Raw genomic sequence first — 14,961 nt, forward strand, 5'->3', positions numbered from 1 at the left:
GACGTTACACGGCCGGTGCCCTGGGTGTCCGCTCCTCGGGTCGTCGGAACGATCGGCCGTTACCCTCGTAGGGTGAGCGACCGTTCGTGATCGCACCGCCTGATGGGAAGCCGATGACCGCTGCGCACTCCTCGTCCCGAGCGGGGTCCGCACCCAGTTACATCGACACGACGAAGGCGAGCATCGCGCGCGTCTACGACACCGCGCTGGGCGGGAAGGACAACTACCCCGCCGACCGCGAGGTGGTCGACAAGCTGCGCCAGGTCGCCCCGGAGATCGAGCAGTTCACGGTCGACCACCGCGCGTTCCTCGTGCGCGCCGTCCGCTTTCTCGCCGGCCACGCGGGGATCGACCAGTTCCTCGACCTCGGTTCCGGCCTGCCCACGGCGGAGAACACCCACCAGGCCGCGCAGCGCCTGCGGCCCGAGGCGCGGGTCGTCTACGTCGACAACGACCCGTCGGTCGTCGCCCACGGGCGCGCGCTGCTGGAGGAGAACGACCGCACCTTCTTCTCCCCGGGCGACCTCACCATCCCGCGCGAGGTGCTCGAGGACCCGACGGTCACGCGCCACCTCGACTTCGACCGCCCGATCGCGCTGCTCCAGCTCGGGACGCTGCACCACTACGACGAGTCCGCTCTGACGTGCGCGGAGATCATGCAGCAGTACGTCGACGCGCTGCCCTCGGGCAGCTACGTCGCGCTGAGCCACTTCTTCGACCCGCAGGACGAGGACAGCGCCGTGGCCCGGCGGATGGAGGACGTCTTCCTCCACAGCCCGCTGGGCACCGGCCGATTCCGCACGCGCGACGAGATCCTCGCGATGCTGCCGGGGCTGGAGCTGGTCGAACCGGGCCTGGCGCGCTGCGTCGAGTGGTGGCCGGACGGCCCGCAGCTGCGCCCGCTCGTGCCCGCCCAGCGCTGCATCGTCGGCGCCGTGGCCCGCAAGCCCTGACCTTCTGCCGGTGAGCGCCTCCGATCGCGAGCGCTGGGACGCCCGGTACGCCGACGGCGCGCCGGGGGAGCCGGCGCCACCCGTGGCGCTCGCCGGTCGGGAACACCTGCTCCCGGCGAACGGCCGCGCGCTCGACGTCGCCTGCGGGCGCGGCGCGGTCGCGGTGTGGCTGGCGGGGCGGGGGCTGACCGTCGACGCGGTCGACGTCTCCCCGGTCGGTCTCGCCGCGGGCCGGGAGCTGCCCGGGGGCGACCTGGTGCGCTGGATCGAGGCCGACCTCGACGACGGCCTGCCCGTCGCCGGGCCCTACGACGTCGTCGTCGCCCAGCGCTTCCGCGCGCCCGCCCTGTACGGGGCGCTGGTCGACGCCCTCGCGCCCGGGGGGCTGCTCGTCGTCTCGGTGCTCGCCGGCGGCGACGGGCCCTTCCGCGCCGCGCCCGGCGAGCTGCTCGCGGCGTTCGGGCACCTCGCCGTCGTCCACCACGAGGAGTCCGGCGGCGAGGCGCACCTCGTGGCGCGCCGACCCTGATCGTCCCGACCCCGCGGGTGTGGTCGGTGTCAAGCCATGGTGCCCGTGGTGGGCGAGGGTGATACTCGTCGAGACCCCTGTGGGGCCGACCGGGTGACACGGAACGAGGAGGCGCCGGGCGTGGCGGAGCTGTTCATCGACGGAGCGTGGACCTCGGCTGTCGACGGCGGACGACGGGAGATCCGCTCTCCCGCCGACGGCACCCTCGTGGCCGAGGTCGACGAGGCCGGCGCGAAGGACACCGAGAAGGCGATCGCGGCCGCGCGCCGCGCGTTCGACGACGGCCGGTGGGCGTCGGTCCCGGCGCCGCAGCGGGGCGACCTGCTGCTGCGCGTGGCCGACCTCCTCCAGCGCGACAAGGCCCGCCTCGCCCGCGCCGAGACCGACGACACCGGCAAGCGGGTCGCCGAGTCCGAGATCGACATGGACGACATCACGAACTGCTTCCGCTGGTTCGGGCACCTCGCCGCCAGCGACGACGGCCGGCTCGTCGACACCGGCATCGCGACGGCGCGCAGCAAGGTCGTCCACGAGCCCGTCGGGGTGTGCGGGCTGATCACGCCCTGGAACTACCCGCTGCTGCAGACGGCGTGGAAGGTGGCCCCGGCGCTCGGCGCGGGCTGCACGTTCGTCCTCAAGCCCAGCGAGCTGACCCCGCACACGGCGATCATCCTGATGGAGCTGCTGGCCGAGGCCGGCGTGCCCGACGGCGTCGCGAACCTCGTGCTCGGGGCCGGCGCCACGGCCGGGGCGCCGCTGTCGACCGACCCGCGCGTCGACATGGTCAGCTTCACCGGCGGGCTGGTCACCGGGAAGAAGATCATGGAGTCGGCCGCGGCCACCGTGAAGAAGGTGGCCCTCGAGCTCGGCGGCAAGAACCCGTTCGTCCTGTTCGCCGACGCCGACCACGAGACCGCGGTGGACAACGTCCTCACCGGGATCTTCCTGCACTCCGGGCAGGTGTGCTCCGCCGGCGCGCGGCTCGTCGTCGAGGAGTCCGCGCACGACCGGATCGTCGACGACCTCGTCGAGCGCGCGCAGCGGATCCGCCTCGGCGGGCCGGACGCGCCCGACACCGAGACCGGCCCGCTGATCTCCGCGGCGCACCGCGAGAAGGTCGAGGCCTACGTCGCGGCGGGCGTCGCCGAGGGCGCCGTGCTGCGCTGCGGCGGCGAACGCCCGACCGACCCCGCGCTGCAGGACGGCCACTACTACCCGCCGACCATCCTCGACCGCTGCACCCAGGACATGTCCGTGGTGCACGACGAGTCGTTCGGCCCGGTGCTCACGGTCGAGACGTTCACCGACCTCGACGACGCGGTGCGGATCGCCAACGACACCGAGTACGGCCTGGCCGGAGCCGTGTTCTCCGCCGACCACGGCACCTGCGAGGAGGTCGCCGCGCGCCTGCGCCACGGCACCGTGTGGATCAACGACTTCGGCCCCTACGTCCCCGCCGCCGAGTGGGGCGGCTTCGGCCACTCCGGCGTCGGTCGCGAGCTCGGTCGCGCCGGGTTCGCCGAGTACCAGGAGACCAAGCACATCTGGACCAACACCCGACCGGGGCCGACCGGATGGTTCCCCTCGTCGACCAGCCGTTCCACACCAGGGAGTGGTTCGTGAGCAGCACCGAACGGACGACCAGCGACAGCCAGGACATCGACGAGTTCGGCTACAAGCCGAGCCTCGTGCGCTCCCTGGGCAGCTTCCACACCTTCGCCGCGGGGATCAGCTACATCTCGATCCTCACCGGCACCTTCCAGCTCTTCTACTTCGGGCTCGGCTCGGGCGGGCCCGCGTACTGGTGGTCGTGGCCGCTGGTGTTCGTCGGCCAGCTCATGGTCGCGCTGTGCTTCTGCGAGCTCGCCGCGCGCTTCCCGGTGGCGGGGTCGATCTACAACTGGACCAAGCGCCTGACCAGCCCGCACACCGCCTGGCTGGCCGGCTGGACGATGCTGACGGCCTCGATCGTCTCCATCGCGGCGGTCGCGCTGGCGCTGCAGGCGACGCTGCCCGAGCTGTGGGACGGGTTCCAGTTCATCCCCATGAACGGCGACGAGGACACGGCGGCCCAGGCGCTCAACGGCGTCATCCTCGCCTCGATCCTCATCGTGTTCACCACCGCGATCAACGCCTTCGGCACCAAGCTGATGGCCCAGATCAACGCGGCCGGGGTGTTCATCGAGCTCGTCGCGGCGGTGCTGCTGATCGTCCTGCTCGCGATCAACATCGTGCGCGGCCCGCAGATCGTGTTCGACACCGGCGGCATCGACACGAGCGGCCGGCCGCTCGGCTACGCGGGCGCCTTCCTCGTGGCCATGTTCGCCTCGCTCTACGTCATGTACGGGTTCGACACCGCGTCGTCCCTGGCCGAGGAGTCCCACGAGCCCCGCAAGAACGCCCCCAAGGCGATCCTGCGGGCGCTGTTCTTCTCGTTCCTGCTCGGCGGGCTGATCCTGCTCTTCGCGCTCATGTCGGCGCCGGATCTCGCCGACCCCGCGTTCAGCTCCCTCGGCGGCCTGCAGGCGCTGATCCTCGCGGTGCTCGGGCCGGTCGGCGGGTCGGTGATCCTCGTCGCGGTCGTCATCGCCGTCGTCGTGTGCGCCCTCGCGGTGCACGCGGCCGCGATCCGGCTGGCCTTCGCGATGAGCCGCGACAACAACCTGCCCGCCGGCTCGAAGCTGTGCACGATCAACCCGCGGTTCGGCACGCCGATCGTCTCGTCCGTCGCCATCGGCGTCATCGCGATCGTGCTGCTGTTCGTGACGTTCAGCCCGCAGATCTACACGGTGGTCACGTCCATCGCGATCATCATGATCTACACCGCGTACCTGCTGGTGACCATCCCGCTGCTGATCAAGCGCCTGCGCGGCCAGTGGGAGCCCCGCGAGGGCGCCTTCTCGCTGGGCCGCTGGGGCATCCCGGTCAACATCGTGGCGGTGCTCTGGGGCGGGTTCATGGCGATCAACCTCGCCTGGCCGCGCAACGAGGTCTACAACGCCACCGAGCCGTTCCACTGGTATCTGCAGTGGGGCGGGGTGCTGCTGCCGGGGATCATCCTCGGCGGAGGGTTCGCCTACTACTGGACCGTCCAGCGCCACAAGACCGGCGTCGTCGCCGAGCACGCGCGCGTCGACTCCGCGGCTCCCACCACGATCACCACCACGACCCCCTCGGAGGAGACGCGATGAGCAGCCCGCAGACATCCGGGCGGGAGTTCGACTACGTCGTCGTCGGCGGTGGCACCGCGGGGTCCGTGGTGGCCGCGCGCCTGTCCGAGGACCCCGACGTGTCGGTGCTGCTGGTCGAGGCCGGCCCGTCCGACGTCGGCGACCCCGCGATCCTCAACCTCTGGCGCTGGATGGAGCTGCTCGAGTCCGGCTACGACTGGGACTACCCGGTCGAGCCGCAGGAGCACGGCAACTCGTACATGCGCCATGCGCGGGCCAAGGTGCTCGGCGGGTGCTCGTCGCACAACTCGGCGATCGCGTTCTGGGCGCCGCGGGAGAACCTCGACGACTGGGCGGCGCAGGGCTGCACGGGCTGGGGCGCGGACGAGAGCTACGCCTTCTACCGCAAGCTCGAGGCTGCGCTCGACGGCGCCGAGAACGCCGAGCCGCCCGGGCGCGGCACCGACGGGCCGGTGACCATCCGGTCCATCGCGCCGAAGGACCCCTGCGGACGCGCGCTGCTGCAGGCCTGCGAGCAGGTCGGGCTGCCGACCACCCCGTTCAACACCGGGCGCACCGTGCTGCGCGGCGCCAACTGGTTCCAGGTCAACGCCAACCCCGACGGCACGCGCAGCTCGGCGTCGGCGGCCTACCTGCACCCGATCATGGCGAGCCGCCCGAACCTCGAGGTCTGGACCGGCTACCGCGCCGAGCACCTGACCTTCGACGACTCGGGTGCCCGCCCGCGCGCCACCGGCGTCGCCCTGCGCACGCCGGACACGCGCTGGACGATCGAGGTCACCGCGCGCCGCGAGACGATCGTGTCCGCCGGGGCCATCGACGGGCCGAAGCTGCTGATGCTCTCGGGCATCGGGCCGGCCGAGCACCTGCGGTCGGTGGGCATCGAGGTGCGCGTCGACGCGCCGGGCGTGGGGGAGAACCTCCAGGACCACCCCGAGGGCCTCGTGCAGTGGGAGGCCCTGCAGCCGATGCCGACCGAGTCGGTGCAGTGGTGGGAGATCGGCATCTTCGCCGGCGCCGAGGACCGGACGACGCCGGACCTGATGTTCCACTACGGCTCGGTGCCGTTCGACCTCAACCTCGTGCGCTACGGCTACCCGAGCACCGAGAACACGTTCTGCCTCACGCCGAACGTCACCGGCGCCCAGTCGACGGGCACCGTGCGCCTGCGGACCCGCGACTTCCGCGACAAGCCGGCCGTCGACCCGCGCTACTTCACCCACGAGCACGACCGCGAGGTCATGATCCGTGGGGTGCGGGTGGCCCGGGAGATCGCGGCGGCGCCGGCGCTGGCCGACTGGGTGGGCAAGGAGCAGGCGCCCGGCGACGCGGCGCAGACCGACGAGGAGATCTTCGACTACATCGCGAAGACCCACAACACCGTCTACCACCCGTCGTGCACGGTGAAGATGGGTCCGGACTCCGACCCGCTGGCCCCGGTGGACCCGCAGCTGCGGGTGCGCGGCGTCGACGGGCTGCGCGTGGCCGACGGGTCGATCATGCCGGACCTCATCACGGTCAACCCGTGCATCACCACGATGATGATCGGCGAGCGGGCGGCGGACTTCATCAAGAACCCCCGCTGAGCTCGACGACCTCGGTGGCGGAGCCCGCGCTGAGCACGGGTTTCGTCACCGGGGCCGCGGGGGGTAGCCCCGCCCCCATGACCGACACCCCAGGAGCCGTGGTCCTCGACGTCGACGGCACGCTCGTCGACACCAACTACCACCACGCCCTGGCCTGGTACCGCGCGTTCCGGCGCTACGACGTCACCGTCCCCGTGTACGCGATCCACCGCGCGCTCGGCATGGGCGGCGACCAGCTCGTGGCCGCCGTCGCCGGCGACGACGTCGAGGCCCGCCACGGCGACGACATCCGCGCGGCCTGGGTCGAGGGCGCCGACGCGATGCTCGACGAGATCAGCGCGCTGCCCGGCGCCCACGCGCTGCTCGAGGCGATCCGCGACGCCGGCTTCGTGCTGGTGATGGCGAGCTCGGGCAAGCCGCACCACGTCGAGCGCTACGCCGAGCTCATCGAGGCCGGCGACATCCCCGAGGCATGGGTCAGCTCGGGCGACGTGGAGCAGACGAAACCCGCGCCCGACCTCATGGCCGTGGCCATGGAGCGCGTCGGCGCCACGGCGGCGGTGGCCATCGGCGACTCGATCTGGGACTGCCAGGCCGCGGGCCGCCTCGGCATCCCCTCGGTGGCCGTGCGCACGGGCGGCTTCGCCGACGAGGAGCTGCGCGAGGCCGGGGCCACCGCGATCTACTCGTCGGTCGAGGAGCTCACCGCCGACGTGGCCTCGCTGAAGCCGCAGGAGCGTTCGGGCTGAGACGAACGAACGGCGCTCTCGCTGCCTCGGAAGCAGCGAGAGCGCCGTTCGTTCGTTCGCGGAGCGCGCACGCAGAGCAGCGTGCGCCCGCTGATCAGCCCAGCATCTTGCGCAGGACGTACGGCAGGATGCCGCCGTTGCGGTAGTACGCCGCCTCGCCCGGGGTGTCGATGCGCAGGCGCGCGTCGAACTCGACCGCGTCGCCGCCGCCCTCGGGCGTCGCGGTGACGTGCACGGTGTCGGGCACGTCGCCGTCGTTGAGCGCCGTGACGCCGCTGACCGCGAACGTCTCGGTGCCCGTGAGCCCCAGCGCGTCGGCGTCCTGCCCCTCGGGGAACTGCAGCGGCAGCACGCCCATGCCGACGAGGTTCGAGCGGTGGATGCGCTCGTAGCTCTCGGCGATGACCGCGCGGACCCCGAGCAGCGTCGTGCCCTTGGCCGCCCAGTCGCGCGACGAGCCCGAGCCGTACTCCTTGCCCGCGAGCACCACCAGCGGCGTGCCCTCGGCGGCGTAGTGCTGGGCGGCGTCGTAGACGTACGCCTGCGCGCCGCCGTTGGTGTAGTCCGCCGTCCAGCCGCCCTGTGGCAGGTCGTTGCCCTCGCCGTCCTTGAGCTCGTTGCGCAGCCGGATGTTGGCGAAGGTGCCGCGGATCATCACCTCGTGGTTGCCGCGCCGCGAGCCGTAGGAGTTGAAGTCCTTGCGCTCGATCCCGTTCTCCTTGAGGTACTGACCGGCCGGCGACTCCTCCTTGATCGCGCCGGCGGGGGAGATGTGGTCGGTGGTCACCGAGTCACCGAGCTTGAGCAGCACGCGGGCGCCGTCGAGGTCGGTGACGTCGCTCGGCTCGCGGTCCATGCCCTCGAAGTACGGGGGCTTGCGCACGTAGGTCGAGTCGGGGTCCCAGGTGAACGTCTCGCCCTCGGGGGTGTCGAGCGACGTCCAGCGCTCGTCGCCGGCGAAGACGTCGGCGTAGCCCTCGGTGAACTGCTCCGGCGAGAGCGCCGAGGCGATGACCTCCTGGATCTCCTGCGGCGACGGCCAGATGTCCTCCAGCGTCACCGGGTTGCCCTCGGTGTCGTACCCCAGGGGTTCCGTGGTCAGGTCGAGGTCCATCGTCCCGGCCAGCGCGTAGGCCACGACCAGCGGCGGGCTGGCCAGGTAGTTCATCTTGACGTCGGGGTTGATGCGGCCCTCGAAGTTGCGGTTGCCCGAGAGCACCGCGGTGACCGCGAGGTCGCCGTCGTTGACCGCCTGCGAGATCTCCTCGGGCAGCGGCCCGGAGTTGCCGATGCAGGTGGTGCAGCCGTAGCCGACGAGGTTGAAGCCCAGCTTCTCCAGGTAGGGCAGCAGGCCCGAGCGCTCGTAGTAGTCCATGACGACCTTGGAGCCCGGGGCCAGCGAGGTCTTCACCCAGGGCCGGCGCTCGAGGCCCTTCTCGACGGCGTTGCGGGCCAGCAGGGCCGCGCCGATCATCACCGACGGGTTCGAGGTGTTGGTGCACGACGTGATCGCCGCGATCGACACGGCGCCGTGGTCGAGCTCGAGCTGGGTGCCGTCCGACAGCGTCACCGGCACCGGGTTCGACGCGCGGCCGCCCGGGTCGACGGGCTGGCGGTGCACCGCCGGCTTGTCCTCTTCCTTCGACTCGTCCTCGGCGGGCGGGTCGGAGGCCGGGAACGACTCCTGCGACGCCTCGTCGGTGGAGCCCTGCACGCCGCTGGCGTAGTCCGGCAGGGCCTGGCGGAACGACTCCTTGGCGGCGTCGAGCGCGATGCGGTCCTGCGGGCGCTTCGGGCCGGCGATCGACGGGACGACCGTCGAGAGGTCCAGCGCGAGCGTCTCGGAGTAGTCGGGCTCGTGGGACGGGTCGTGCCAGAGGCCCTGCTCCTTGCAGTAGGCCTCGACGAGCGCGACCTGCGCGTCGTCGCGGCCGGTGAAGCGCAGGTAGTCCAGCGTCTCGTCGTCGATCGGGAAGATCGCGCACGTGGAGCCGAACTCGGGGCTCATGTTGCCGATCGTGGCGCGGTTGGCCAGCGGCACGGCGGCGACGCCCTCGCCGTAGAACTCGACGAACTTCCCGACCACGCCGTGCTCGCGCAGCATCTCGGTGATCGTCAGCACGAGGTCGGTGGCGGTGGCGCCCGCGGGCAGCTCACCGGAGAGCTGGAAGCCGACGACCTTCGGGATGAGCATCGAGACGGGCTGGCCCAGCATGGCCGCCTCGGCCTCGATGCCGCCGACGCCCCAGCCCAGCACGCCCAGACCGTTGACCATCGTGGTGTGGGAGTCGGTGCCCACCAGGGTGTCGGGGTACGCCTGGCCGCCCCGGGTCATGACCACGCGCGCCAGGTGCTCGATGTTGACCTGGTGGACGATGCCGGTGCCGGGCGGGACGACCTTGAACTCGTCGAACGCGGTCTGGCCCCAGCGCAGGAACTTGTAGCGCTCCTCGTTGCGCTGGTACTCCAGCTCCACGTTGCGCTCGAAGGCGTCCGGGGTGCCGAAGAGGTCGGCGACCACGGAGTGGTCGATGACCAGCTCGGCCGGCGCCAGCGGGTTGACGTTCTGGGCGTCGCCGCCCAGCTCGGCGACGGCCTCGCGCATGGTGGCCAGGTCGACGATGCACGGCACGCCGGTGAAGTCCTGCATCACCACGCGCCCGGGCACGTACTGGATCTCGGTGTCGGGCTCGGCGGTCGGGTCCCACTCGGCGAGCGCGCGGATGCTCGCCTCGGTGGTGACGAGACCGTCCTCGGTGCGCAGCAGGTTCTCGAGCAGCACCTTGAGGCTGAACGGCAGGCGCTGCGAGCCCTCGACCGCGGACAGGCGGAAGATCTCGTAGGACTCCCCGCCGACCTCGAGGGTGCCCTTGGCCCCGAAGGAGTCGGCGCTCCCCGTCGCTCCGTCGGACTGGTCTGGCGAGCTCACGGACACGTTCCTCCTTGTTCCTCCACCGGGCGCGGCGAGTGGTGGTCGGCCGCGGCCCGGGGTCACTGGCGGTCCCGGCGGCGTCGCCGGGGACGGTCCGGAACCGGGTACCCGTTCCACGGGCCGGATCCGGTGCCTCCCCGGGTGGTGGTCGGACGGCGCGACGCGTGCCGGCCGGCGAGGGAACGACGCCCGACCCGGGGGTCGGTCGGGAGTCTCGCGCACCCACCCGGGTGGCGCACTCCCGCCCCACCAGGATACGGCCACGACCTGCGCCGGGGAGGGCGTGCGGGGCCCCGGAACCGTGATCACGCCACCCGGGTGGGCGACACGCGCCACACCGCCGCGTGTCGGTCCCCGCGCCGGGCCGGTCGGCCGTCCACGCTCCGTGCGCCCCGGCCCACGACCCCCCGGCGGAGGAGGACGGCGTGCCCGCGCTGCGCACCTCTGCCGTCCTGCTCGCCCTCGTCCTGGGGCTCCTCGTCCCGACGCCCCTCGCGATCGCCGGGCCGGCCACGCCGGACCCCACCCAGGACACCCCGGCGCCGGATCCCGCCACCGACCGGGCGGGGGAGGCGGGCTCGCTCGTGGCGCGCATCGCCGCGGCCCGGGCCGGGCTCGAGGCCCTCACCGACGACCTCGGCGAGCGCCAGGAGCTCGCCAACCGGGCGATGGCCGACGACACCAGCGCCCGCGCGCGTGCCGACGAGGCCCGCCGCGCCGCCGAGGAGAGCCGCCGCGGCGCCGACGCCGCCGCCGCGGCCGCCGACCGGGCCCGCGCCGACGCCGACGCCTGGATCACCGCGTGGTTCCAACAGGCCGACGTGCTCGGCCCGCTCTCGGTGCTCTCCGGGTCCGCGGGGCCCCAGGACGTCGCCGCCCGCGCCCACCTGCGTGACGTCGTCGCCGAGGACCAGCGCACCGCCCTCGACGGCGCCGAGCTCTCCCGCATCGCGGCCGCCAACGCCGACTCCCGGGCCCGCGCGGCCCGCGACGAGGCCGACGCCGCCGCCGCCCGGGCCACCGAGGCGCGCGCCGCCGCCGACGCCGAGCTCGCGCGGGTGCAGGCGGACGCCGAGGCCCAGGAGGCGCGCCTGCGCGATCTCACCGCCGAGCGCGACGCCGCCGAGTCCCGGCTGCGCGAGCTCGAGGCCGCCGACCCGGACCTCGCCGCGCAGCGCGACCGGGCAGAGGCGTTCGACGCCGCCGCCACCGCCCGCGACGAGGCCCGCGACGCCCGCGTCCGGCTCGCCGCGGCGAGCCCCGACGACGCGCAGGACGCGCTCGCGGCCGCCGGCGTCGACACCACCGGGATGAGCGAGGAGGTCCGCACCGTGCTCGGGCGGGCGCTCTCGCAGCTCGGCGTCGTCTACGCCTGGGGCGGCGGCGACGCCGCGGGCCCGACGAAGGGAATCCGCGACGGCGGCGTCGCCGACAGCTTCGGCGACTTCGACAAGACCGGCTTCGACTGCTCCGGGCTGATGATCTACGCGTTCGCGGCCGTCGGGAAGGATCTGCCGCACTACAGCGGCTACCAGGCCGAGGCCGGCCCGCGGGTCCCGCTGGCGGAGCGTCGCCCCGGCGACCTCCTGTTCTGGGCCGAGGACGACGGCGCAGGCGCGGTGCACCACGTCGCTCTCTACCTCGGCGGCGACCAGATGGTCGAGGCGCCCGAGTCGGGCAAGACCGTGCGCATCGTGCCGCTCCGGCTCGACGACGAGATCGTCCCCACGGTGACCCGGCTGGTCTAGGTGGAGGCTTGACGGCACCCTCACCGGCCGCGCGGTTGCCTGGACCCCCGGCGGGTAGCGTGCCGCCGCGGCGCCCCACGTCCGGTGCGGGGCCGCGGAAGAGAGAGTTCGGGGGAGGAACACCGGTGACCGACCAGCCCGGTCCGGAGAGGGACACGGCGGGTCCCGCCACGCCCGCCCACGACGCCGAGCAGCTCGAGCGCACGGTGCTCGAGGTCAAGCGGATCATCGTCGGCCAGGACCGCCTCGTCGAGCGGATGCTCGTCGGCCTCCTGGCCAAGGGCCACCTGCTGCTCGAGGGTGTGCCCGGCGTGGCCAAGACCCTCGCGGTGGAGACCTTCGCGCGCGTCGTCGGCGGCTCGTTCGCCCGCATCCAGTTCACGCCCGACCTCGTGCCCGCCGACATCCTCGGCACGCGCATCTACCGCCAGGGCCGCGAGGAGTTCGACGTCGAGCTCGGGCCCGTGGTGTCGAACTTCGTGCTCGCCGACGAGATCAACCGCGCGCCGGCGAAGGTGCAGTCGGCGATGCTCGAGGTGATGGCCGAGCGCCACGTCTCCATCGGCGGTCAGACCCACCCGATGCCCGACCCGTTCCTCGTGCTCGCCACCCAGAACCCGATCGAGAACGAGGGCGTCTACCCGCTGCCCGAGGCCCAGCGCGACCGCTTCCTGTTCAAGATCCTCGTCGAGTACCCGACGGCGGACGAGGAGCGGGAGATCGTCTACCGGATGGGCGTGAGCCCGCCGTCGCCGCACCGCGTGCTCGACCCGGTGGAGCTGCGCCGCCTGCAGGACGTCGCCGCGCAGGTGTTCGTGCACCACGCGCTCGTCGACTACGTCGTGCGTCTCGTGGTCGCCACGCGATCGCCGGCCGAGCACGGCATGGCCGACGTCGGCGGCTGGGTCGCCTACGGCGCGTCGCCGCGCGCGTCGTTGGGGATCATCGCCGGCGCCCGCGCGCTGGCGCTGGTCCGCGGGCGCGACTACGTGCTGCCCCAGGACGTCGTCGACATCGCGCCGGACGTGCTGCGCCACCGCCTCGTGCTGTCCTACGACGCGCTCGCCGACGGCGTGCCGGTCGACCACGTGGTCACGCGCGTGCTCCAGACCGTCCCGCTGCCCCAGGTCTCGGCGCGACCCGTCGGCATGGGCCCCGCGCCCGTGCCGGCGGCGGGCCGGTGACCCCGGCTCCGTGACGACGCAGGACGACACGCCGGCGGCGCGGGTCCCGGAGCCGGGGCCGCGGCCTCCGTCGGCCCCCGCGGCGGACGCCCCCGCCGGCGGGCCGCGTCCCGAGTGGGCGCCGCCGTCGACGACGCCCCCGCCCGCGAACGCGGACGAGATGACCGGCGAGGCCGCGCAGGCCCGGCTCTCGGCGTCGCTGCGCACCCTCGAGCTCACCGTCCGGCGCCGGCTCGACGGCCTGCTGCAGGGCAACCACCTCGGCCTCGTGCCCGGACCGGGCACGGAGCCAGGGGATCCCCGGCCCTACCAGCCCGGCGACGACGTGCGGCGGATGGACTGGTCGGTCACCGCGCGCACCACCGAGCCCCACATCCGCGAGACGATCGCCGACCGCGAGCTGGAGACCCAGCTCGTCGTCGACCTCTCGCCGAGCCTCGACTTCGGCACCGCCTCCTGCGAGAAGCGCGACCTCGCCGTCGCCGCCTGCGCCGCCGTCGTGCACCTGACGCGTGGCGGCGGCAACCGCGTCGGCGCCGTCGTCGCCACCGGCGAGCGCACCGTGCGCCTGCCCGCTCGCGGCGGGGAGACCGGCGCGCGCGAGCTTCTCCGGCGGATCGCGGCGACCCCGACCGCCCCGGAGGGCACCCGCGGCGACCTGCCCGGCGCGCTGGAGTCCCTGCGCCGCCCGCCGCGGCGGCGCGGGCTGGTCGTCGTCGTGTCCGACTTCCTCGGCGACGTCGACTGGGAGCGCGCGCTGCGGGCCCTGCGGGCGCGCCACGAGCTGCTCGCGGTGGAGGTCGTCGACCCCCGCGACGAGGAGCTCCCCGACGTGGGCACGGTCGTGCTCGCCGACCCCGAGACCGGGCACCGCCGCGAGGTCACCACCACCGCGACGCTGCGCCGGCGCTTCGCCGCCGAGGCCGCCGCGCACCGCGGACGGGTCGCCGCGGCCCTGCGCCGCACCGGCGCCGCGCACCTCGTCCTGCGCACCGACCGCGACTGGATCGCCGACGTCGTGCGCTTCGCCGTGGCCCGCAAGCGCGGCTGGTCGGGCGGGGCGACGACGGGACGCGTGCCCACCGCCGCGCCCGAACCCGGGGGGCGGTGACCCGTGTTCGCGAGCCCGTGGTGGTTCCTGCTGCTCGTGGTGGTCGCCGCCCTGGCCGTCGGCTACTGGTGGATCAACCGGCGCCGCCAGCGCTACACGATGCGCTTCACCAACCTGGCGCTGCTCGAGCGCGTCGCCCCCCGCGGGCCGGGCCGGTGGCGCCACGTCCCCATGGCCCTGGTGCTGGCCGCGCTGGTGCTCATGACGATCGCGCTGGCTGGGCCCCAGGGCGTCGCGCAGGTCCCGCGCAACCGGGCCACGGTCATGCTCACGATCGACGTGTCGCTCTCGATGCGCGCCACCGACGTCGAGCCCTCCCGGCTGCAGGTGGCCCAGACCGCCGCCTCGGCGTTCGCCGACCAGCTGCCCGCGGGCATCAACCTCGGCCTGTCGTCGTTCGCCGCGACGCCCAGCACGCTGGTCACGCCGACCACCGACCGGCAGGCGATCAAGAACGCGATCGGTTCGCTGCAGCTCGCCGAGTCCACGGGCACCGGCGACGCGATCCGGGCGAGCCTCGCCGCGATCCGGGCGTTCGGCACCCAGGTCCGGGGGCCCGAGGGCCCGCCTCCGGCGCGGATCATCCTGCTGTCGGACGGCAAGCAGACGACGCCGACCACCGACCCCGCCGACGACCGGGGCGCGTTCCCGGCGTCCACCGAGGCCCGGGCGGCGGGCGTGCCGATCTCGGCGATCTCGTTCGGCACCGAGTACGGCGAGATCGAGATCGACGGCCGTCCGGTGTCGGTCGCCGTGGCCGACGACCAGATGCGCGAGATCGCCCAGCTCTCGGGCGGCGACTTCCGCCGCGCGTCCACCGAGCTGGACCTGCGCGAGACCTACGCCAACCTCGCCGAGCAGGTGGGCTACGAGGAGCGGACCGTCGACCTCTCGGGCCGCTGGTTCCTCGCCGCCACGATCCTGGTGCTGCTCGGGGCCACGGCCGCCATCGTGACGGGTCAGCGTCTGCCCTGACCG

At 73.5% G+C, this 14,961-nt stretch carries 11 protein-coding genes; 10 read left to right on the forward strand and 1 reads right to left on the reverse strand.

What is annotated here, in order from left to right; translation table 11 throughout:
* The first annotated feature begins 113 nt into the window (after positions 1-113).
* From ACQPX6_RS14830 to ACQPX6_RS14855, 6 genes are all read left to right on the forward strand, one after another.
* A complete protein-coding gene (locus ACQPX6_RS14830) occupies positions 114-953 on the forward strand; it encodes an SAM-dependent methyltransferase (RefSeq protein WP_433788071.1) in 840 nt (279 codons plus the stop codon).
* Positions 954-963: 10 nt separating this feature from the next.
* On the forward strand, positions 964-1,482 hold the full coding sequence (locus ACQPX6_RS14835) for a class I SAM-dependent methyltransferase (protein ID WP_433788072.1): 519 nt from the start codon (positions 964-966) through the stop codon (positions 1,480-1,482).
* A gap of 120 nt (positions 1,483-1,602) precedes the next feature.
* A complete protein-coding gene (locus ACQPX6_RS14840) occupies positions 1,603-3,105 on the forward strand; it encodes an aldehyde dehydrogenase family protein (RefSeq protein WP_433788073.1) in 1,503 nt (500 codons plus the stop codon).
* Positions 3,057-4,673 carry an APC family permease gene (locus ACQPX6_RS14845; protein WP_433788074.1) on the forward strand — a complete coding sequence of 539 codons (1,617 nt, stop codon included), beginning with the start codon at positions 3,057-3,059 and terminating at the stop codon, positions 4,671-4,673. The genes ACQPX6_RS14840 and ACQPX6_RS14845 overlap by 49 nt, the downstream gene beginning before the upstream one ends.
* A complete protein-coding gene (locus ACQPX6_RS14850) occupies positions 4,670-6,259 on the forward strand; it encodes a GMC family oxidoreductase (RefSeq protein ID WP_433788075.1) in 1,590 nt (529 codons plus the stop codon). Before ACQPX6_RS14845 ends, ACQPX6_RS14850 begins: the two co-directional genes overlap by 4 nt.
* A gap of 77 nt (positions 6,260-6,336) precedes the next feature.
* A complete protein-coding gene (locus ACQPX6_RS14855) occupies positions 6,337-7,008 on the forward strand; it encodes an HAD family hydrolase (RefSeq protein ID WP_433788076.1) in 672 nt (223 codons plus the stop codon).
* A 94-nt stretch (positions 7,009-7,102) separates the two neighbouring features.
* Here the strand turns inward: ACQPX6_RS14855 and acnA are convergent, their stop codons facing one another.
* A complete protein-coding gene (acnA, locus tag ACQPX6_RS14860; RefSeq protein ID WP_433788077.1) occupies positions 7,103-9,937 on the reverse strand; it encodes an aconitate hydratase AcnA in 2,835 nt (944 codons plus the stop codon).
* Positions 9,938-10,365: 428 nt separating this feature from the next.
* Between acnA and ACQPX6_RS14865 the strand changes: the two genes are divergently transcribed.
* The 4 genes from ACQPX6_RS14865 (at position 10,366) to ACQPX6_RS14880 (ending at position 14,958) form a co-directional block, all read left to right on the forward strand.
* A complete protein-coding gene (locus tag ACQPX6_RS14865) occupies positions 10,366-11,688 on the forward strand; it encodes an NlpC/P60 family protein (RefSeq protein WP_433788078.1) in 1,323 nt (440 codons plus the stop codon).
* Between the two features lie 125 nt (positions 11,689-11,813).
* Complete coding sequence (locus ACQPX6_RS14870) at positions 11,814-12,872, forward strand: AAA family ATPase (protein WP_433788079.1); 1,059 nt, start codon at positions 11,814-11,816, stop codon at positions 12,870-12,872.
* 10 nt (positions 12,873-12,882) lie between these two features.
* Complete coding sequence (locus ACQPX6_RS14875; protein ID WP_433788080.1) at positions 12,883-13,983, forward strand: DUF58 domain-containing protein; 1,101 nt, start codon at positions 12,883-12,885, stop codon at positions 13,981-13,983.
* 3 nt (positions 13,984-13,986) lie between these two features.
* Complete coding sequence (locus tag ACQPX6_RS14880) at positions 13,987-14,958, forward strand: VWA domain-containing protein (RefSeq protein ID WP_433788081.1); 972 nt, start codon at positions 13,987-13,989, stop codon at positions 14,956-14,958.
* Positions 14,959-14,961 lie beyond the last annotated feature (3 nt).

Source organism: Actinomycetospora sp. CA-101289 (assembly GCF_050955895.1).
Taxonomy (GTDB): Bacteria; Actinomycetota; Actinomycetes; order Mycobacteriales; family Pseudonocardiaceae; genus Actinomycetospora.

Excerpts from the sequence above, each read along its gene's own strand:
- ACQPX6_RS14830 (WP_433788071.1), top strand. The coding sequence starts at position 114 with ATGACCGCTGCGCACTCCTCGTCCCGAGCGGGGTCCGCACCCAGTTAC.
- ACQPX6_RS14845 (WP_433788074.1), top strand. The coding sequence starts at position 3,057 with ATGGTTCCCCTCGTCGACCAGCCGTTCCACACCAGGGAGTGGTTCGTG.
- ACQPX6_RS14850 (WP_433788075.1), top strand. The coding sequence starts at position 4,670 with ATGAGCAGCCCGCAGACATCCGGGCGGGAGTTCGACTACGTCGTCGTC.
- ACQPX6_RS14855 (WP_433788076.1), top strand. The coding sequence starts at position 6,337 with ATGACCGACACCCCAGGAGCCGTGGTCCTCGACGTCGACGGCACGCTC.